Consider the following 18,572-nt stretch of genomic DNA (forward strand, 5'->3'; position numbering starts at 1 on the left):
CATGTCAGGTTTGACGCTCACCTGGGGGCTTCAGGGATTGCAGCTGGGGCTTGGACAAGGAAATCCTATTGATTTCTGTATGATCGGCGGCCAAACCACCCACTGCGGTCCGCCGCTTTTGCCATGACCCTGCGCGTTGCGATCAATGGATTCGGCCGAATCGGTCGCAACTTCATGCGCTGCTGGATCAGCCGTGGGGCCAACACCGACATCGAGGTGGTGGGTCTGAACGACACCTCCGACCCCAAGACCAATTCCCACCTGCTCACCTACGACACCATGTTGGGTCGTATTCAGGGTGCAGAGATCGGTTACACCGACGACACCCTGATCGTGAATGGCAAGACGATCAAGTGCTACTCCGACCGCAATCCCCTCAACCTCCCCTGGAAGGAGTGGGACATCGATCTGGTGATCGAGTCCACTGGTGTGTTCAACACCGATGAGAAAGCCAGCATGCACCTGCAGGCCGGCGCCAAGAAGGTGATCCTCACCGCTCCTGGCAAGGGCCCTGGTGTTGGCACCTTCGTGGTGGGCGTGAACGCTGATCAATACCGCCACGAGGACTTCAACATTCTCTCCAATGCCAGCTGCACCACCAACTGCATGGCGCCGATCGTCAAGGTGATCGACCAGGAATTCGGCATCGTCAAAGGCTCGATGACCACGGTGCACAGCTACACCGGTGACCAGCGCATCCTCGATGCCAGCCACCGCGACCTGCGCCGCGCCCGTGCCGCTGCGATGAACATTGTTCCCACCACGACGGGAGCTGCTCAGGCTGTGGCTCTGGTCTACCCCGAAGTGAAGGGCAAGCTCGACGGTCTAGCTCTGCGCGTTCCCACCCCGAACGTGTCCCTGGTGGACATGGTCTTCAACGTGAGCAAGAACACCACCAAGGAGGAGGTGAACGCTTCACTGAAGGCTGCGTCCGAAGGATCAGCCAAGGGCATCATCAAGTACTGCGAACTGCCCCTGGTCTCCACTGACCACGCTGGCACCGATGAATCCACCATCGTGGATGCCGAGCTCACCAAGGTGATGGGCGGTGACCAGGTCAAGATCCTGTCCTGGTACGACAACGAGTGGGGCTACAGCCAGCGCGTGGTTGATCTCGCCGAAATCGTCGCCAAGAACTGGAAGTGATGACACAAGCACTCTCCTGAGTGCTGTTCGTGACTGTTTCAACCCCTCCTCGATGGAGGGGTTTTTTTGTTGCTCACTCCTGGCCGCTGCTGTTTCCCTAAGCGCTGAAATGGGTGTATCCGGCTGCCGCAGAGACCACGCCGCTGCCGTCGCTCCAGCAGATTTGACCGTTGGCGTCACTGATCTCGCCGATCCTCTGGCTGCCTGGTTGTCGGGCCAGCCAGTCTCGTGCCCAGTCGGGGGGCAGGCTCAGCACAAGTTCAAAGTCTTCCCCGCCATTCAGGCACCAGCTTTGCCATGGCTCTGTCTGGGGCCAACCTTGGGCCAGGGGAAGCGCCCTGGGATCGAGCAGTGCTCCGCAGTGGCTGCTGCGGCAGAGATCACTGACCGCTGTGAGCAGCCCATCGCTGCTGTCGGTGCCTCCTGCTCGCCACTCCAGACCTTCGGGTTTGCAGCCCAGCAAGCTGTGCAGCGCATCGAAACGGGGTTGGGGGCGTTGATGCTGGCGGATCGCCTGCTTGCAGAGTGCGGGGTCGATGCCTTCGAGTGCCGGATCGAGGCTGTTTTGGAGCAGCGCCAGCCCCAGCCTGCTGAGGCCATGGGGACCACTCACCACCAACCAGTCACCTGGCCTGGCCTGATTGCGATGCAGACGGAGTCGACTGCAGCGACCCAGGGCGGTGATCGCCAGCATGCGCTGTAGACCGCTGGTGCAGTCTCCGCCCAGCAACACCCCGCCGTGGCAGTGCAGGGCAGCCTGAAGACCTTGATAAACCCCCTCCACCCAGCGCCAGGGGGTGTCTGCAGGGGCGACCAGTCCGACCGTGATTCCTAAGACGTGATCAGCGCCGCTGGCGGCGAGGTCGGAGAGATTGACAGCGGCAGCCCGCCAGCCCACATCCTCTGCCTCCGTGGTGGCATCACTGAAATGAACGCCATCCACCAGCAGATCCGTGTTCACCAGCAGCTTGCTGCCATCGGATTCGATCTGGGCCGTGTCGTCCTCGAACTGACCAGGAGGGGCGTAAGCGGCCAGGCGACGGATCAGCTCCGCTTCCCCCAGGTCGCGCAGACGTTCAGCCACGGAATCGTTCAGCCAAGGGATCGTGCTCAGGCGTGGGGCTGCAGCCGATCAGCCCCATCGATCACTTTGATGCTGACCACGCTGTCGTCAACACCGAGTTCCTCGAGCACATCAAAGCCATCCACGACGTAGCCGAAGGCCGCATTGCGTCCATCCACCAGGTTGAGACCGGCGGGGGTGAGCTCGGCCTCATAGAGGAACATGAAGAACTGGGACGATCCATCGTCCAGTGCCTGGTCGGAATGGGCCCAGCCCAGGGTGCCGAGGGTGGCGAAGGGGAGTGTCGGAGTGGCCTTGTACAGCCCCACATCTTCGAAGGTCTGGTTGTAGAAAGTCTCCGCTTCACCGGGAACGCGGATCTCCAGGGGCACGTGGCGTTCTTTTTTGGTGCTCGGATCGACGTAGCCGATTTCGGGCCCCTTGGGATCACCGGTCTGAAGGATGTAGAAGTCTTCAGCGCGGATAAAGGGCAAGCCGTCGTAGAAGCCCTTGAGGCTCAGATCGATGAAGGCTCCTGCGGTGAGCGGAGCGTTGTAGCCATCCACCACCGCGGTGAGATCGCCTTGGCTGGTGCTGATGGTCACGGTGGCGCGACCCTGAAGGCGGGGCAGGGCGTCGAACTCCGCAGGGATTGCTGGGATCGTGTCGTCCGTCAGCAGTGCTTCGAGATCACCGACCAGGCTGAGGGTGGATCGACGTCTGTCGATGAAGGCGGACTTGTCTTGCCGCTCCACGTCGTCTTGGAGTTGGTGGATGCCTTCGGAGACCGCATCGAGCAGCTGATCGGCTGTTGCTTGGTCCGCCTCGGGCATGGCGGTGAGGATCGTGTTGCGTCGCGTCGCCAGTAGCGCTTGGCTGCGGCTGAGGGAGCGGGCCAGGGCACTCCAGCGTTTCGCCCGCAGGTCATCGCTGGTGCCTTCGAGTCGGTGCTGGAGCTCGCGCAGGTCTGCCTGATCGAAGGGGAGTGCGTCGCGGAGGATCGCTGCGGGATCCTTGACGGCATTGCCCTGGGGCAGGCCGGCATAGGCCGGTGCTGCCAGCCAGAGGCCAGTGGCGGTGATCAGGGCGATCAGCAGGGAGCAGAGTCGCTGATGTGCCATGGGGAACCCAGGTGCTGCCTGGACTTTGGCACAGCCGTATGATCCCCTGAACCGTTCCGCGGGAATGATCTCCAGCAACGACTTTCGCACCGGCACCACAATTGAGCTCGACGGTGCCGTCTGGCGCGTCGTCGAGTTCCTGCACGTGAAGCCCGGCAAGGGTTCTGCCTTCGTTCGCACCAAGCTCAAGGCTGTGCAGAGCGGCAGCGTGGTTGAAAAGACCTTCCGTGCCGGCGAAATGCTTCCGCAGGCCATGCTCGAGAAGGCCACTCTCCAGCACACCTACATGGAGGGTGACGATTACGTCTTCATGGACATGGGTTCCTACGAGGAGACCCGTCTCACCGCCCAACAGATTGGCGACAGCCGCAAATACCTCAAGGAAGGCATGGAGGTCAGCGTCGTGTCTTGGAATGGCAAGCCCCTTGAGGTGGAACTGCCCAATTCCGTTGTCCTTGAGATCACGCAGACTGACCCTGGCGTGAAGGGCGATACCGCCACTGGCGGCACGAAGCCCGCCATTCTCGAGACTGGAGCCCAGGTGATGGTTCCCCTGTTCCTCTCGATTGGCGAGAAGATCAAGGTCGACACCCGCAACGACTCTTATCTGGGCCGCGAGAACGGATGACCATGCAGCTTGATCACGACCAGCTCCATCGCCTCCTGGAGGTGCTCTCGGAGAGCGACATTCAGGAATTCCGACTGGAGGGGGATGACTTCCGCCTGGAGGTTCGTCGCAATCTCCCCACCATCGCTGTGGCTGCTGCAGCTCCCGCTCCAGCAACCGCCTCTGCGGCACCGATCGAGGTGCGACAGGAAAGCACTGCTGGCCCTGCCACCCCACCCCCTGTGGTGCCGGCATCCCGCTCTGACCTGGTGGACGTCACAGCGCCAATGGTTGGCACCTTCTATCGCGCTCCGGCTCCGGGTGAGGACCCCTTCGTTGAGGTGGGAACCCAGGTGAACTCCGGTCAAACCGTCTGCATCCTCGAGGCGATGAAGCTGATGAATGAGCTGGAGGTCGAGCTGGCCGGTGAGGTGATTGAGATCCTTGTCGACAACGGCACACCAGTGGAGTTCGGTCAGGTTTTGATGCGGGTCAAGCCCGGCTAGTCGAGCTGAGCTCCCAGGCCGCTTGCAGGGCGGCCACCATGCTGTCTGCCCGGGCGACTCCACGCCCGGCGATGTCGAAGCCCGTGCCGTGATCTGGTGAAGTGCGCAGAAAGGGCAAGCCCAGGGTGGTGTTCACGGCTTGGTCGAAGGCCAGCAGCTTCACGGGAATCAAACCCTGGTCGTGATACAGCGCCAGGATTCCATCCGGACTGTCTGTGTAGGCCCCCTGTTGCCAGGATCGGGCGGCACTGAGCCAGCAGGTGTCCGGTGGTAACGGTCCACTCAGGGACACTTCGGGATGGTCCTGGGACCACTCCTGAAGCAGAGGTGCCAGCCAGCGTTGCTCTTCATCCCCCAGCTGCCCCTGTTCGCCGGCATGGGGGTTGAGCCCTGCCACCAGCAGCCTTGGGCTGGGGTTGAAGCGCTGGCAGAACGCGGCGAGTGTATTGAGTTTGTGCAGGATGCGGGCTGGTGTGAGCTGTTCGGGAACGGCGGCAAGTGGGATGTGGGTGGTGGCCAGCAGGGTGTTGAGGCGCCAGCCAGTCAAGGGTGAGACCGCCGTGAACAGCATTGAGGCTTGATCGGTTCCGCATAGTTCCGCCAGCCGTTCGGTCTGGCCTGGATAGTGATGGCCTGCGGCATGCCAGGCATGTTTGGCGATTGGTGCGGTCACCAGGGCCCGCCCTTGCCCCTGGAGCACCGCTTTGGTGGCGGTGGTCAACCACTGAAAGCTGCTGTCTCCACTGATGGCGCTTGGGTCTCCAGCCTCGATCTTGTGGCTGAGGGGTTGGTCGAGCATCGGTAGCCCGTCTGGATCTGCCAGCGGGCCTGCAGCATTGGCCCGCAGCTGCTGATACGTGGCTTCTAGAGCGCGACGACAGCCCACAAGCAGGGGGTTCAGGTCGGATGGCAGAGCCGGTGAGGCGAGAGCCTTCAGGGTCACCTCCATGCCGATGCCCGCCGGATCACCCAGGGCGATCAGCAGCGTCTGATTAGCGTCGGAGGACTCGATCGTCATGGCGATGCTGCGCTGGTTGCTTCTAGGGCTTCTGCTGTATGGCCTGGGGACGGCCCTGCGTCAGGGCTGGCTGGAGGTGCAGTGGCATCGTCTGCTCCATGACGCCGGTCTCACATTCATTGATCCGGAGAAGCCGATCCAGTGGAATGAGCTGATTCTGGGCGCTCCGGAGTCGGAGGGGGCTGATCAGCGGAAGGCACCGCAGCCCTGAATCCTTCCACCTTGAGGCAGTCCAGCAGGCCGCTGCGAAAATCCGGGTGCAGCAGCGTGTAGCCAAGCTCCTGGCAGAGCAGATGATTGCTCACCCGGCGGTTCTCTGTCCAGAAGGAGCGGGCCATCGCGCTCATGGCGACGCTGGCTTCGCTGTAGGGCTTCGGTTCGGGGATGGCCACGCCCAGCAGGGAGGCGGCATGGCGTTGCACCGTGGCCGATGGGGCCGGTTCGTTGTCGCTGATGTTCACGATCTCAGGCCGCTGCCCCTGCGCCGCACGTTCGATCAGGTGCAGACAGGCGCCTGCAATGTCATCGACATGGATGCGGCAAAACACTTGGTTGGGTTTGTCGATCGGTTGTAGTTCACCGCGGCTAATTGTCCGAAGCGGCGAGCGGTCGGGGCCGTAGATCCCTGGCAGGCGAAGAATCTGCACGGGAAGACCAGATTCCAGCCAGGCCTGCTCACAGGCAAGTCGTCGCTGGCTGCGTTCCTGGGTGGGCTTGGCTGGATCCGATTCCTGCACCCAGCCTCCCTGGCGGTCTCCGTAAACGCCGGTGGTGGACAGATAGCCCACCCACTGCAGGGGGAGCTGTCGCAGTTGCTCCCCAAGACAGCGCAGCACCGGATCCTGTCCATTGCGTTCAGGAGGAATGGTGCTGAGCACGTGGGTTACATCGTTCAACTGCTCCGGATCGGGATGTTTGGCCAGTTGGCTGTCAAAGCGCAGTACCGACCCCATGTCTGATTCATCGGGAAGGCGCCGCGTGGTGAGAACCCTGGCCCCTTGGCGTCGAGCGAGGGCGGCCAGATGGCTGCCACTGAATCCGGCTCCCAGCACGAGGAGGGTGGCGTCCGGCGGCAGAGGCGGGCAGCGGTTGACAAGATCGTCGAGCATCAGTACAAGTGTATTAGTTCACCGTTGGCTCATGACCGGCTCCTGCCTGACCCTGGTACCCACGTCATCCATCATCGCGCCGCGGCGCCGGGCGCTGCGCCTCTCCTTGTCCACCACTAGTGCCGCCTTGGTGGCTGCTGCCTGCATCTCAGGAGCGTTTCTGTTGGCGCCTGAGCAGCCTGAGCAGCAGGCCTCGATTTGCCAGCGCCACAACTCCGCTATCGCCTGCCGCGTTTGGTGAGCGGAGCTCAGGTTCAGGCGGGTTGCAGCAGCCAATCGCCGTTCTGGGCGTCATCGCCGGGGGCGTCACCGTGCTCCAAGTCATCGCCAGCGTTGCTTTCCAGCTCCGGTTGGGCCCACTGCAGAAGTCTGAGGGCGAGGCGCAGATCGCCATCCATCCAGGCGCGGATCGCCATGGCCCGCCGGGGATCGTAGAAGCGTTGCCTCCGGTACCAGTCGAAAGCATCGGCATCCGACTTGTGTCCATTGCAGGACAGGCAGGCCGGCACGCAGTTTTCAGTCACACTCAAGCCGCCACGACTACGTGGCAGAACGTGATCAATCGACTCTGATGGTTTGCCGCAATAAATGCAACTTTTGCCCGTGAACTTATGCAGGGATTGACGCCATCGTCGGACACGCAATTTGGGACATAGATCTTCAAGGAAAACCGCATCCCTGCTGTGCATCCGAGTGCCTCGGTTGTGCGTAGTTTGCCCTCTCTCCCCGGTGCGTCAATGTGTCGAAGACTGCATTTCAGAAGGTTCATCTCGCTCCGGGATCACAGCATTTCCTGCCTGCTTGTGCCTTGGCTGAGAAGCCCTAAGATGGTTTTTGCTGACTGATTCAGCCACGGCTTCAACAACGGCATCGCAGTGTTATCTCGGGCTCTCTCCTGCAGGTCTTGTGCAGGTGATGCATCCCTTTGATGCCGTCACCCAGGCTCAGATCAGAAGGATCCGACCCCGGGGGGTGTGGCGCGGTGCCAAGCGAGGCTGGGAATTCCCCTTGGCCGCGGCGAAGGAGCTTCAGGCCCAGCTGGGCCCGCGGTTTCCGGTGCGCGACGATCTGGCCCGCTGGATGGCCTGGCATCAGCATCCGATGCCGCCGTTGCCTTCCCATCGCCAGTTGGTTGCATTGGCCGATCTGGATCAGGCGCTGCCTGACGGACGTCAGCCGCTGCCCCATCAGCGCAGTGGTGCCCGATGGTTGCTGGCCCGCAGAGGCGCGGTCCTCGCCGATGAGATGGGTCTTGGCAAGACCCTCACCGTCCTGCTGGCGGCCCGTGCCATGCAACGTGCCCTCCCGCTGGAGCTGGTGGTGGTGGCCCCGGTCGGACTCCATGACCACTGGCGGCGGGAGGCTGATGCCTTGGGCCTCAGCCCTACGTTGCTCAGTTGGGCTCGACTCCCTGACGACCTGCCCGAGGCGGGAACGCTGCTGGTGGTGGATGAGGCCCATTTCGGCCAGTCGATGCAGGCCCAGCGCACCCAGGCTCTGCTGCGCCTCGCCCGTCACCCCCGGTTGCGGGCGATCTGGCTGCTCACGGGCACGCCGATGAAGAATGGCCGGCCCGATCAGCTCTATCCATTACTGGCGGCGATTGATCATCCGATCGCCCGAGACCAACGCCAGTTTGAGGAGCGTTACTGCCAGGGTCATTGGCGCGAGCAGGCTGGTCAGAGGCGCTGGCAGGCCGGCGGCGCCAGTCAGTTGGAGGAGTTGCGACGGTTCACCCGCCCGCTGGTGCTCCATCGGCGCAAGCAGCGCCTTTTGGGGTTGCCGCCGAAGGAGCGGCGCTTTGAGCCTCTCCAGCTGGAGGATGCTGAGGCCCGCGGGATGGATCACCGTCTTGCTCAGGTGATTGAGGAGTACCGCCGAAGGGTGCGGGCTGGATCGGTGCGCTCCGATGCGGAATCCTTTGCTGTGCTGACGGCCCTGCGCCGAATTGCTGCGGAGTTCAAATTGCCTGCGGCGGCCAGCCTGGTGGAAACACTGCGTCGCCAGGGACAGGCGGTTGTGCTCTTCAGCAGCTTTGTGGAGCCCCTGCATCTTTTGCAGCAGCGCCTGGGGGGTGTCGTGCTGAGCGGGCGATTACGACCTGAGGATCGTCAGGGGGTGGTGGATCGCTTTCAGGCGGGTGAGACCGATTTGCTGCTGAGCACCTATGGCACCGGCGGTCTTGGTTTCACCTTGCATCGGGCCCGCAGGGTGGTGTTGCTGGAACGGCCCTGGACCCCTGGAGCTGTGGATCAGGCCGAGGACCGCTGCCATCGGCTTGGGATGGATGGGGGGTTGATCAGCTATTGGTTGCAGTTGGGGCTAGCCGACCAGCTGGTGGATTCGCTCGTGGCCAGTAAGGCGCGCCAGATTGAAATTTTGCTGGGCCCCAGAAGCCTGACCCTGGAGCGTCAGCCCTTGCCCGCGCTGCTGCGGCGCTGTTTGCAGGATGCCTGACGCACCTTCAGCTCATGGCTGATCATCGGATCGGCGGCTTTCCCCTGCTTGTTCACCAGCTGCATGGCTTGGTTGACATCGCTGCAGGCCTGATCGAGGCGGCCGAGCAGCGTGTAAAGCAGAGAGCGATCCGTGAGCGGTCCCGGGTCGCTGCGATGGAGATCGACTACAGCATTGCAGCGGCGCAGCGCCCGTTCGAGTCGATTGAGATCAAGGTTCTCCAGACAGGCCTGGGCGGGCAATTCAGGATTGCTGGCCTTGCGGGTCGGGGCTGAGCGGCTACTGCAGCCCAGGCCTGAGACCAACAGGCCGGCCAGAAGTAGGCCGACCACAAGGTGTCTGGGTTCAGTAGCTGTATCGCTGATCACCGTAGGTATTCGAGGAGGAACCGGAGCTGGAGGACTTGGCCTTGGGTTGATCTTGGGGAAGCTTGGCGGAGCGGTCGGATCCCCCGAACAGGTCACCGAGATAGCGACCGCAGTCGGGATAACTGCCGGGATCTTTGACCACAGCCTCGGTGATCATCACAGCAGCATGTTCAGGGGAGGTTTTGAAGACGCTATTGCCCTGACGCTTTATCAGTGCATAAGAAGCTTCCCAGCTGACGGAGTGGTCGTTCCCGTTGCTGCGCATGAAGCAGTAGATCTGGGCGCCTTTGTTGGGTTCGGGCTTATCAGCCGCTTTGACGCCGCTCGCCACCAGGTTGAGCCCGGCGAGTCCGGCCAGGGTAAGGACGGTTGCAAGACGGATCTGGATCCTGGCCATAACTGGACGTTGTAGACGAACTGCGCCAACGTATCGAGTCCGCGGTCGCTGTCCAGAGTCCATTCAGGACTCGCCCATGCCCAGGGGGACTAGCAGTTTCACCACAAGCGGAAGAACGAGAAGCACCGTGATCAGGCGCACGGCATGGAGCGCTGCTACGGCGGCTCCAACGCCAAAGTCGGCACCCACCAGACTCATGCCGCTGATGCCGCCGGGAGCGGCTCCCAGCAGCGCAACCACTGGATCGATCCCGAGGAGCCGGCTGGTCCAGAGCCCCACCACCAGGCCGGTCATCACCAGGGTGACGGTGATCAGGATTGCCGGGCGCCAAAGCTGCTGAAGCTGGTCCAGGGATTCCCTCGTGAGGCCGGTGCCGATCACGGTGCCGATGCCGATCTCGAGGGCGGTGCGGGTGCCAGGGGGCCACTCCGCCTGGGGCAGCCGACCGCTCATGCTGACCAATCCGGCACCAATGAGAGCGCCAGCGAGTGGTGCCGCCGGGATGCCGGTGCGCAGAGCCAGAAGACCGAGGCTTGTTCCTGCCAAGAGATAGACCAGAAGCGTTGCCGGAGCGGGCATGGGGGGATTCCGATCAGGGAAGACTTCCAGTCTGATCTGCGATGTGTTGTCATCGGCTCATTCCCTCCGGTCTTCCCCCGGTCATGACCCAATCCGTGTCCTTCCGCATCACCCGTACGGCTGAGGATGTCGCCCAGACCCTCAACGCGCTCTCTCAGCGTCTGGTGAAACTGGAGCAGCGGTTGGAGAGCGTGGATCTGCAACTGCGTCAGCAGCAGGAGGCCCAGGCCATGCCGGTTGCGGAGATGGAGCGTCTCGATGGAGTCGATCAGATTCTTCAGGACTGCCGTGAACTGCTCCATCAGTCGGAACCTGCTCAGCTCCATGGAGAGGAGGAGCACCAGCACGACCATCAGCATGGCGAGCATGAGCACCACGATGAGGCCATGGCTGCTCGATTAACGGTTGCTTGATCAAGGGGCTGCTTGATCAAGGGGTTGCTTGAGGAACAGGTCGGTATCGCAGCGGGCTGGCCAGGGGTGTCAAAATAAAAAGAAAGCCAACCATGGCACTCTCTAACTCCAGCTCCTGTGCTCCAGCAGGTTCGGTTCGCTTGGGTCGCACGTCGTCCCTCAGCTGCAACCGTAAGGGTTTTATTGAGGGAGGACATCAGCTTGAAAAGCTGGAATTCGCCCTGGCCGTCGCGATGACCCGAGGTGACGAGGGTCGTTCAGCGCTGCTTCGAGCCCAGATTGATGCTCTGGGTGGCAACGTTGAAGAGCCTGGCACCTAAAAGTGCAGCGTTGAGGCTGCTGCGATGCGGCGCATGGGGCCTCAATCGTTTTCATGCCCTGAATTAACAGATCTGGGTGGGTTGTTGCTCAGAACAGCGATAGGATCCTGCATAGATCAAAGCAACAGAATTGACATCCACATTGATCAGATCGACGCCGATCGGATCAGCGATGGCCCCGCCAGCGGCTCGCCCTGATCAGCGTCAGTCCCATTTGAATGAGGCCAAACGTCTGTTTGAGCAGGCGCGCCACGAAGCAGATGCCGGCAATATCAGCGCATCAGGAATTCTGATCCTGAAAGGTCTTGAACAGGAACGACGGGCTGGCGGCGTTGGCCCTCAGGTGATGCAACTCATCAAGCCCAGGCAGTGAGCCGAGAGAGCCTTGTATTCGACAAGCGGGTGACCGGACTCGAACCGGCGACGTTCAGCTTGGGAAGCTGACATTCTACCACTGAATTACACCCGCATGGCGGCAGTTTAAGTCACTGCCGCCGATGGTTTTTGCCTGGATCAGGAGTGAAGGGCGGCAGCGGCAGCGGCCACGCCGGCGCCCACGCTTGTCTTATGCAGACCCATGGTTTGCAACGTGGCCTCAATGGCGGCCACGGCTGTGAGTACATCGCGATCACAGACAAAGCCGAGATGGCCGATGCGGAACACCCGTCCCTTGAGGTGATCCTGACCGCCGGCGAGAAGGATGTCGAAGTGTTCTTTGATGCTCTTGCGCAGCACTTCGGCATCGATGCCCTCTGGAGCCACGGCGGTGATCGCCGGGCTGCCGTGTCCTTCAGCGGCATAAAGAGGCAGGCCGATCGCCTTCATGGCCGCCTGAGCAGCATCTCGATGGCGGGCATGCCGCGCAAAGATCGCATCGAGGCCTTCCGCCTGCATCATGTCGAGGGCAGCCTCCAGAGCGAAGTAGAGGTTCACCGCCGGAGTGAACGGGTTGCTGTTTTTCGCTGCTGTTTTCCGGTAGGGCCCGAGATCCAGATAGAACTTCGGCAGGTCGGAGCGCTCGTAGGCCTGCCAAGCGCGCTCGCTCATGGCGACAAAGCTCAGACCCGGCGGCATCATGTACCCCTTCTGAGAGCCGGAGGCGACCACGTCGAGCCCCCAGGCATCCATGGGCACATTGCTGGCTCCCAGACTGGTGACGCAGTCGGCGATCGTCAGCGCTGTGCCATGGGCTTTGACATGACGGCTGATCGTCTCAAGGTCGTTGATCACCCCCGTGGAGGTTTCCGAGTGGGTGAGGATGACTGCACGGATGCGCTTCTCGGTGTCGGCCTCCAAGGCGCTGCGGAAGGCTTCGGGATTCAGCGGTTGTCCCCACTCCGCTTTGATCACCTCCACGTCCAGGCCGTAGGCGCGCGCCACCTTCACCCAGCGTTCGCCGAATTTGCCGTTGTCACCGCAGAGAACCCGGTCACCGCGGCTCAGGGTGTTGATGATTCCCGCCTCCATCGCCGCCGTGCCGCTGCCGGTGATGACCAGCACGTCTCCTGTGGTCTGGTGCAGCCAGCGGAGCTGTTCGGTGGTGCGTTTGACCAGCGCTTGGAATTCGCCGCTGCGGTGGCCGATGGGATGTCGCCCCAGTGCTTTGAGAACCGTTTCAGGCACCGGCGTGGGGCCCGGGATCATCAGGGTGAGCTTGTCCTGCACGGTCTCGGATCGGGAATCGGTCATTGTAAAAAACGATCTTCACAGGGCTTGTCCCATTCCTCACTGGACGGCTGGTTGTGACTGCCATGGCTGAGACCTTTCCTCGGGATCAGTCGGGACTGACCCTGCCCGTCTGGGTGGCGGCGGCGGCCCGTGCTGCGCTGCAGATCCTGTGTGGTGAGCCCTTCCAGGCCCGGCAGACCCTTCAGGTTCCTGACCGCTCGGATCCCTTGGTTGTGGCCGTCCAGTCCGGCGCTCCTCTACGACCCGGCCGTGACGCTTTGGCGATCAGTCGTTGTGATCCCGGTCCAGGGTTGGATCTGACCCGAGATCTCGAAATCTGGGTACGGGCTTCCTGGCGTGGGCAGTCGCAAGGCGCTGACTGGTTGGAGCTGATTCCAGGGGAGGGGGTCGGGCGCCTCGAGGGTGATCAGCAGCTTTGTATTTCCGATTTCGCCCGTCGCCTTCTGGAGCTGAATCTCCGGCCGTTGCTCCCGGAGGGTCATGGTCTGCGCCTGGATCTGATCCTTCCGGTCGGTCGCTCTCTAGCGGAGCGCACCAGCAATGCCGCTTTCGGGGTGGTGGATGGATTGGCCCTGATCGGGACCCAGGCCGAGGTGCAGGCCAGCGCCTCACCGGAGCAGCTCGCTCACACCCTGGACCAGCTCCGCGCCCTGACCCAGTCAGCGGGATTCAAGGGCGACCTGGTGCTTGTGATCGGTGAGAACGGCAGGGACCTGGCTCGTCGCAGCGGACTGGCGGATCAGGCTCCCGTGCTGAAGGCGGGCAATTGGATCGGTCCATTGCTCGTGGCGGCAGCGGAAGTCGGTGTGCAGAACCTGCTGTTGCTTGGCTACCACGGCAAATTGATCAAGCTGGCCGGTGGCATCTTTCACACCCATCACCATCTGGCGGATGGCCGGCTCGAGGTGCTCATGGCCCTCGCGATTGAGCAGGGCTGGCCCGCCGAGCGGGTGCGGCCTCTGTTGGAGCTCGCTTCCGTGGAGGCGGCTCTGCAGGAGTTGGACGCTTGGAATCGGGAACGCACAAGGGCGCTCTGGCAAGCGATCGCGGGCGCTGTCGAGACGCGCAGCCAGAGCTACCTCGCCCGTTACGGCTCCTGGCCTCTTGAGATCGGCGCGGTGCTCTTTGACCGCTCCCGCCGGCTTCGTTGGGCCGGCCCACGGGGCCTGGCTCTCTTGGAGTGCTGGGGTGTGGAGCTCGAAGACCCCCACTGACCCTTTCATTACGCTGAAGGGCACGACGGTCGATCCGTTCCGACCAACCTGCCGAGATGTCCCAGATCCAGCCCGATGGTCAGCGCAAGCCGGCCATCGTCATCCTTGATTTCGGTTCCCAGTATTCCGAGCTGATCGCCCGGCGCGTGCGCGAAACCGAGGTGTTCTCGGTGGTGATCGGCTACAGCACCACGGCTGAGGAGCTACGACAGCTGGCGCCGCAGGGGATCATCCTGAGCGGTGGCCCCAGCTCGGTGTATGCCGACGGGGCCCCCCTCTGCGATCCAGCGATCTGGGATCTGGGTATTCCGGTGCTCGGGGTCTGCTACGGCATGCAGCTGATGGTGCAGCAGCTGGGTGGTCGGGTGGTCGCGGCCACCGGCAAGGCTGAATACGGCAAGGCTCCTCTGGTGGTGGACGATCCCACAGATCTGCTCACCAACGTCGACGACGGTTCAACCATGTGGATGAGCCATGGGGATTCCGTGGAGGCATTGCCGCCGGGTTTCGTGCGTTTGGCCCACACCGCCAACACCCCGGAAGCTGCGGTGGCGAACCACAACCGCAGGCTCTACGGCGTGCAGTTTCACCCCGAGGTGGTGCATTCCACCTGCGGCATGGCTTTGATCCGCAATTTCGTCTATCACGTCTGCGGTTGTGAGCCCGACTGGACCACCGCTGCGTTCATCGATGAGGCCGTCGCCCTGGTGCGGGAGCAGGTGGGTGACAAGCGAGTGCTCTTGGCTCTTTCCGGTGGTGTCGATTCCTCCACCCTCGCCTTTTTGCTCAAGAAGGCGATCGGAGATCAGCTCACCTGCATGTTCATCGATCAGGGCTTCATGCGGAAGGGGGAGCCGGAGTTCCTGATGGACTTCTTCGATCGCAAGTTCAACATTCACGTCGAGTACATCAACGCCCGTAAGCGATTTCTCGACAAGCTCCATGGCATCACCGATCCGGAGGAGAAGCGCAAGATCATCGGCACGGAATTCATTCGGGTCTTTGAAGAGGAGAGCAGGCGGCTTGGACCCTTTGATTACCTCGCCCAGGGCACCCTCTACCCCGATGTGATCGAGAGCGCCGGCACCAACGTCGACCCCAAGACCGGGGAGCGGGTGGCGGTGAAGATCAAGAGCCATCACAACGTGGGCGGACTGCCCAAGGACCTTCAGTTCAAGCTGGTGGAACCCCTCCGCAAGTTGTTCAAGGACGAGGTGCGCAAGGTCGGCCGCAGTCTCGGGCTCCCGGAGGAGATCGTCCGTCGCCATCCATTCCCGGGCCCTGGTCTTGCGATTCGCATCCTTGGGGAGGTCACCAACGAGAAGCTCGATTGCCTGCGGGATGCCGATCTGATCGTGCGTGAGGAGATCAAGGAGGCCGGGCTGTATCACGAGATCTGGCAGGCCTTCGCTGTGCTGCTGCCGGTCCGTTCGGTGGGGGTGATGGGTGATAAGCGCACCTATGCCTGGCCGATCGTGCTCCGATGTGTCTCCAGCGAGGACGGCATGACCGCCGACTGGTCGCGACTACCGGCCGAGTTGCTGGAACGGATCTCCAACCGAATCGTCAATGAAGTGAAAGGGGTGAATCGGGTGGTGCTCGACATCACCAGCAAGCCGCCCGGAACGATTGAGTGGGAATGAGTGGTGGGGGCTGGTGATCGGCCCCGGCTGCCGATACCCTGAGCCCCCGGCCTAAAATGGTGTGACCGCTGCCCAACAGCAGGACCTGCAACTGCAGCGCCGACTGCAGCAGGACAGCATTCAGCTGGCAGGTAAGACGATCTACATCAATCCGTTCCTGTACTGGCGGCGTTTCGACAGCAACACCGACCGCTGGTTGCGGGAGCCCGGTCAGCTCAGTGAGGAGCAGATTCGACAGAACCGCAGTCGCTTCTACCCCGAGCTGGCCTGGGATCTTCTCGATGAGGAGTCGCTGCAGATCAAGGATGGTGCTGTGGAGATGTTCCTCAAGAGCCTGGAACTGATCAGCACTTTTCACCCTGAACTCACCTCCGGCCAGTTGCTGGAGGTCGAGCGCAAGATGGCGATCACCAAAAAGCGGTCCTTTGAGCGTTGGGTGGAGAAGTCCTATCGCCGTCGCTTCAAGCAGGAGGAGCGTGACCGGCGTCGTTTCGCCCGGGACCGCTTCCTGCGGGGCTGGCGGGAATGGTTGGTGCAGGAAACCACACGACAGGCGATGGTGCCGATGCTGGCTGTGATCGTGCTTGCCGCGGTTGGTGGCTGGACCTTTGGGGCTTCTCAGTCGAGTTGCCCCACGCTGGTGCTTCCTGCAGAGCAGACTGGAGGACGCTGAACGCGCCCTGGCCCATGGCCGACCCACGCCCCCTGGATGCTGTCCGGCTGACGTTGATGCAGGACGTGTTGCCGATTGGTTTGGCCCTGGTGGAACGGGTCCGCCGTGGGGGCGCTGCTGGCCTGGTGGAGACGTTGACCACATCGGCGGATCCTTTTCAGGATCTGCGCACCGAGGGAGAACCAGGAGCTCGTGAGCTTCGTGATCGACTGGATCAGGTGAGCCCGGGGCTTGGTAATCCGGTGATGCAGGTGTCGGTGGAGGTGGATCCTGTGGCACCGGAACCGGCCGCTGATGATCGGGCTGAATTACAGCGGGTGTTGACTCGCATTGATGATCAGCTGGCGCAACTGCGCGAGCTGATGGCCTCCTGAGGGGGCGCGGACGGCAGATCCCATGGCACGATCCGGCCTCGGCAATCGCAACAGCTCGCGTAGCAGCCAGTCGCGCAACAGCCAGTCGCGCAGCAGCGGCCTCAACCAGCAGCCCGTGGTGCTTCTAGGAGTGGTGCTGGTGTTCTGCGGCGCAATGCTGGCTCGCCTCACCTTGCTGCAGGTGTTCGAGGGGGCCCATTACCGGGAGCTGGCGGATGAGAACCGAATCCGCCTTGTGCCCCGTTCCCCGATCCGCGGACGTCTGCTCGATCGCGAGGGACGAGTTCTGGCGTCCAGCAAGCTCACCTATTCGCTTTACCTGGAGCCGCGGTTGGTGAGTGACCGCCAGTGGCCCGATCTGCGCGATCGCCTGGCGACATTGCTCAACCTTTCGGCTGCTGAGCTCGATCAGAGGCGTGGTCAGGGGGTGGATCGGGATGGCTACCGGATCACCCTGGGCACGGATCTGACTTCGGAGCAGGTGCTGCGTTTCCGCGAGCAGGCGCTTGGGTTGAAGGGGGCCCAGGTGGATGTGGACATCCTGCGCTCCTATCCCTACGGCACTCTGGCGGCCCATGCTCTCGGTTACACCCAGCCGATCACTGAGCAGGAATACAAACAGCTTTCCGACAAGGGCTACAAGATCCGTGATCGCATCGGACGCACCGGCGTCGAGGCCGCCTACGAACGTCAGCTGCGGGGCAAATGGGGTGGTCAGATGCTCGAGGTCAATGCCATGGGCGAGGTGCAGCGCAGCCTCGGCGATCGGCCGTCTGTGGCCGGCAAGGACCTCACGCTCACGCTGGATCTCGATCTTCAGAAGGTGGCGGAGCAGGCTTTGGCGGACAAACCAGGGGGAGCGATTGTGGCCATGGATCCCCGCACTGGCGCTGTGCTGGCTCTAGCCAGCAAACCCAATTTCGATCCCAACTTCTTTTCCAAGCTGGTCACCACCCAGAAGGAGTACGACGCTCTCTTCTCCAATCCGGCTAAACCGCTCCTGAGCAGGGCGATGAATCCGTATGACCCTGGCAGCACCTGGAAAGCGGTGACGGCTATGGCCGGGATGGAGTCCGGTAAGTTCCCCCCTGAAACGAAGTTGCAGACCGCTGCCTGCATCACCTACGGCGGTCACTGCTTTCCCGATCACAACGGAGCCGGGTTCGGCCTGATCGGTTATGCCGATGCCCTGCGCTTCTCGAGCAATACCTTCTTCTATCAGGTGGGTGTTGGGGCTGGTTCCAAGGCCCTGAAGAAGGCCGCCACCGCCCTTGGCTTTGGTGGCAAAAGTGGCATTGAGATCGGCTGGGAGGAGAGCGTTGGTCTTGTGGGTGATCAGGATTGGGCCGCGGCTGGCCGTGGCTGGGCGAAGCCAGGCACCACCCCCTGGATCCCGGAGGATATGGCCAGTGCGTCGATTGGGCAGTCGGTGGTGCAGATCACTCCTCTGCAGTTGGCGCGGGCCTACTCCGTGTTTGCCAATGGCGGTTGGCTGGTTACACCTCACCTGGCTGATCAGGGTCTCGACTGGACCAGTCCCTCCCGTCGCACCAAGGTGGCGATGAAACCCTCCACCCTCGCCAAGATTCGCGAAGGCCTGCGCAAGGTGGTCTCTGATGGCACGGGTGCCGGTTTGAACGGGCCTGGCATTCCTCCCGCTGGTGGCAAGACGGGAACAGCGGAAGACAGCACCGGCGGCCCGGACCACGCCTGGTTCGCCACCTATGCGCCCTATCCGGAAGGCCAGATCGTGATTGTGGCCTTCGCCCAGAACACCCCAGGTGGTGGCTCCGTCCATGCCCTTCCGATGGCCAAGAAGGTCATGGAGGTCTGGAACCGCAAGCGTGGGGCTAGGCCCTGATTCAGAGGGGTGTT

At 62.4% G+C, this 18,572-nt stretch carries 22 protein-coding genes and 1 tRNA gene; 13 read left to right on the top strand and 10 right to left on the bottom strand.

The window, feature by feature from the left end:
* Positions 1–123: 123 nt before the first annotated feature.
* On the top strand, positions 124–1,146 hold the full coding sequence (gene gap, locus H0O21_RS03620; protein ID WP_185190411.1) for a type I glyceraldehyde-3-phosphate dehydrogenase: 1,023 nt from the start codon (positions 124–126) through the stop codon (positions 1,144–1,146).
* A 97-nt stretch (positions 1,147–1,243) separates the two neighbouring features.
* On the opposite strand, the gene thiL is transcribed toward gap, so the two are convergent.
* Both thiL and H0O21_RS03630 read right to left on the bottom strand, forming a co-directional pair.
* Positions 1,244–2,230 (bottom strand): thiamine-phosphate kinase, encoded by a 987-nt coding sequence (gene thiL, locus H0O21_RS03625; RefSeq protein ID WP_185190412.1) that lies wholly within the window; start codon positions 2,228–2,230, stop codon positions 1,244–1,246.
* A gap of 26 nt (positions 2,231–2,256) precedes the next feature.
* Positions 2,257–3,330, bottom strand: coding sequence for a peptidylprolyl isomerase (locus H0O21_RS03630; protein ID WP_185190413.1), 1,074 nt, complete (start codon positions 3,328–3,330; stop codon positions 2,257–2,259).
* 64 nt (positions 3,331–3,394) lie between these two features.
* On the opposite strand from H0O21_RS03630, the gene efp reads away from it, so the two are divergent.
* Both efp and accB read left to right on the top strand, forming a co-directional pair.
* Positions 3,395–3,958 (top strand): elongation factor P, encoded by a 564-nt coding sequence (efp, locus tag H0O21_RS03635; RefSeq protein ID WP_131455133.1) that lies wholly within the window; start codon positions 3,395–3,397, stop codon positions 3,956–3,958.
* The gene (accB, locus tag H0O21_RS03640) at positions 3,955–4,443 is read left to right on the top strand and encodes an acetyl-CoA carboxylase biotin carboxyl carrier protein (RefSeq protein ID WP_185190414.1); all 489 of its coding nucleotides are present in this window, start codon (positions 3,955–3,957) and stop codon (positions 4,441–4,443) included. Before efp ends, accB begins: the two co-directional genes overlap by 4 nt.
* Here the strand turns inward: accB and pdxA are convergent.
* Entirely contained in the window at positions 4,430–5,461 is a 1,032-nt protein-coding gene (gene pdxA, locus H0O21_RS03645; protein ID WP_185190415.1) for a 4-hydroxythreonine-4-phosphate dehydrogenase PdxA, read from the bottom strand. The two genes, accB and pdxA, sit on opposite strands and share 14 nt — an antisense overlap.
* A gap of 116 nt (positions 5,462–5,577) precedes the next feature.
* On the bottom strand, positions 5,578–6,570 hold the full coding sequence (locus H0O21_RS03650; protein ID WP_185190416.1) for an SDR family oxidoreductase: 993 nt from the start codon (positions 6,568–6,570) through the stop codon (positions 5,578–5,580).
* Positions 6,571–6,601: 31 nt separating this feature from the next.
* On the opposite strand from H0O21_RS03650, the gene H0O21_RS13335 reads away from it, so the two are divergent.
* Positions 6,602–6,811 carry a serine protease inhibitor gene (locus H0O21_RS13335; RefSeq protein WP_255441116.1) on the top strand — a complete coding sequence of 70 codons (210 nt, stop codon included), beginning with the start codon at positions 6,602–6,604 and terminating at the stop codon, positions 6,809–6,811.
* Between the two features lie 13 nt (positions 6,812–6,824).
* On the opposite strand, the gene H0O21_RS03660 is transcribed toward H0O21_RS13335, so the two are convergent.
* Positions 6,825–7,259, bottom strand: a complete 435-nt coding sequence (locus tag H0O21_RS03660) for an HNH endonuclease (RefSeq protein WP_131455136.1) — start codon at positions 7,257–7,259, stop codon at positions 6,825–6,827.
* A gap of 226 nt (positions 7,260–7,485) precedes the next feature.
* On the opposite strand from H0O21_RS03660, the gene H0O21_RS03665 reads away from it, so the two are divergent.
* On the top strand, positions 7,486–9,027 hold the full coding sequence (locus H0O21_RS03665) for a DEAD/DEAH box helicase (protein ID WP_185190858.1): 1,542 nt from the start codon (positions 7,486–7,488) through the stop codon (positions 9,025–9,027).
* On the opposite strand, the gene H0O21_RS03670 is transcribed toward H0O21_RS03665, so the two are convergent.
* The 3 genes from H0O21_RS03670 to H0O21_RS03680 form a co-directional block, all read right to left on the bottom strand.
* Positions 8,982–9,395: a hypothetical protein gene (locus tag H0O21_RS03670; protein WP_255441117.1), complete on the bottom strand. Its 414-nt coding sequence runs from the start codon at positions 9,393–9,395 to the stop codon at positions 8,982–8,984. The two genes, H0O21_RS03665 and H0O21_RS03670, sit on opposite strands and share 46 nt — an antisense overlap.
* Entirely contained in the window at positions 9,373–9,792 is a 420-nt protein-coding gene (locus H0O21_RS03675; protein WP_185190417.1) for a DUF6554 family protein, read from the bottom strand. The genes H0O21_RS03670 and H0O21_RS03675 overlap by 23 nt, the downstream gene beginning before the upstream one ends.
* Before the next feature lie 63 nt (positions 9,793–9,855).
* Complete coding sequence (locus H0O21_RS03680; RefSeq protein WP_131455138.1) at positions 9,856–10,371, bottom strand: AbrB family transcriptional regulator; 516 nt, start codon at positions 10,369–10,371, stop codon at positions 9,856–9,858.
* 83 nt (positions 10,372–10,454) lie between these two features.
* On the opposite strand from H0O21_RS03680, the gene H0O21_RS03685 reads away from it, so the two are divergent.
* The 3 genes from H0O21_RS03685 to H0O21_RS03690 all read left to right on the top strand — a co-directional run bounded on the left by H0O21_RS03685 (position 10,455) and on the right by H0O21_RS03690 (position 11,477).
* Complete coding sequence (locus H0O21_RS03685; RefSeq protein ID WP_185190418.1) at positions 10,455–10,784, top strand: chemotaxis protein; 330 nt, start codon at positions 10,455–10,457, stop codon at positions 10,782–10,784.
* Between the two features lie 92 nt (positions 10,785–10,876).
* Positions 10,877–11,104: a hypothetical protein gene (locus H0O21_RS13340; RefSeq protein WP_255441118.1), complete on the top strand. Its 228-nt coding sequence runs from the start codon at positions 10,877–10,879 to the stop codon at positions 11,102–11,104.
* 172 nt (positions 11,105–11,276) lie between these two features.
* Positions 11,277–11,477 (top strand): hypothetical protein, encoded by a 201-nt coding sequence (locus H0O21_RS03690; protein ID WP_185190419.1) that lies wholly within the window; start codon positions 11,277–11,279, stop codon positions 11,475–11,477.
* Between the two features lie 24 nt (positions 11,478–11,501).
* Here H0O21_RS03690 and H0O21_RS03695 read toward each other — a convergent pair.
* Both H0O21_RS03695 and H0O21_RS03700 read right to left on the bottom strand, forming a co-directional pair.
* Positions 11,502–11,573: transfer RNA gene (locus H0O21_RS03695), tRNA-Gly, on the bottom strand.
* A gap of 44 nt (positions 11,574–11,617) precedes the next feature.
* Positions 11,618–12,769, bottom strand: a complete 1,152-nt coding sequence (locus H0O21_RS03700) for an alanine--glyoxylate aminotransferase family protein (RefSeq protein ID WP_185190860.1) — start codon at positions 12,767–12,769, stop codon at positions 11,618–11,620.
* Between the two features lie 86 nt (positions 12,770–12,855).
* Here H0O21_RS03700 and cbiD point away from each other — a divergent pair, with 86 nt between their 5' ends.
* The 5 genes from cbiD to mrdA all read left to right on the top strand — a co-directional run bounded on the left by cbiD (position 12,856) and on the right by mrdA (position 18,558).
* Entirely contained in the window at positions 12,856–14,007 is a 1,152-nt protein-coding gene (gene cbiD, locus H0O21_RS03705) for a cobalt-precorrin-5B (C(1))-methyltransferase CbiD (protein WP_185190420.1), read from the top strand.
* A 56-nt stretch (positions 14,008–14,063) separates the two neighbouring features.
* Positions 14,064–15,650 (top strand): glutamine-hydrolyzing GMP synthase, encoded by a 1,587-nt coding sequence (gene guaA / locus H0O21_RS03710; RefSeq protein ID WP_131592442.1) that lies wholly within the window; start codon positions 14,064–14,066, stop codon positions 15,648–15,650.
* A gap of 61 nt (positions 15,651–15,711) precedes the next feature.
* A complete protein-coding gene (locus H0O21_RS03715) occupies positions 15,712–16,323 on the top strand; it encodes a hypothetical protein (protein WP_131455143.1) in 612 nt (203 codons plus the stop codon).
* A 14-nt stretch (positions 16,324–16,337) separates the two neighbouring features.
* Positions 16,338–16,697 carry a hypothetical protein gene (locus tag H0O21_RS03720; RefSeq protein ID WP_185190421.1) on the top strand — a complete coding sequence of 120 codons (360 nt, stop codon included), beginning with the start codon at positions 16,338–16,340 and terminating at the stop codon, positions 16,695–16,697.
* A 22-nt stretch (positions 16,698–16,719) separates the two neighbouring features.
* The gene (mrdA, locus tag H0O21_RS03725) at positions 16,720–18,558 is read left to right on the top strand and encodes a penicillin-binding protein 2 (protein ID WP_185190422.1); all 1,839 of its coding nucleotides are present in this window, start codon (positions 16,720–16,722) and stop codon (positions 18,556–18,558) included.
* The last annotated feature ends 14 nt before the right edge of the window (positions 18,559–18,572 follow it).

This window comes from Synechococcus sp. HK01-R (assembly GCF_014217855.1).
Classification (GTDB): Bacteria; Cyanobacteriota; Cyanobacteriia; order PCC-6307; family Cyanobiaceae; genus Synechococcus_C.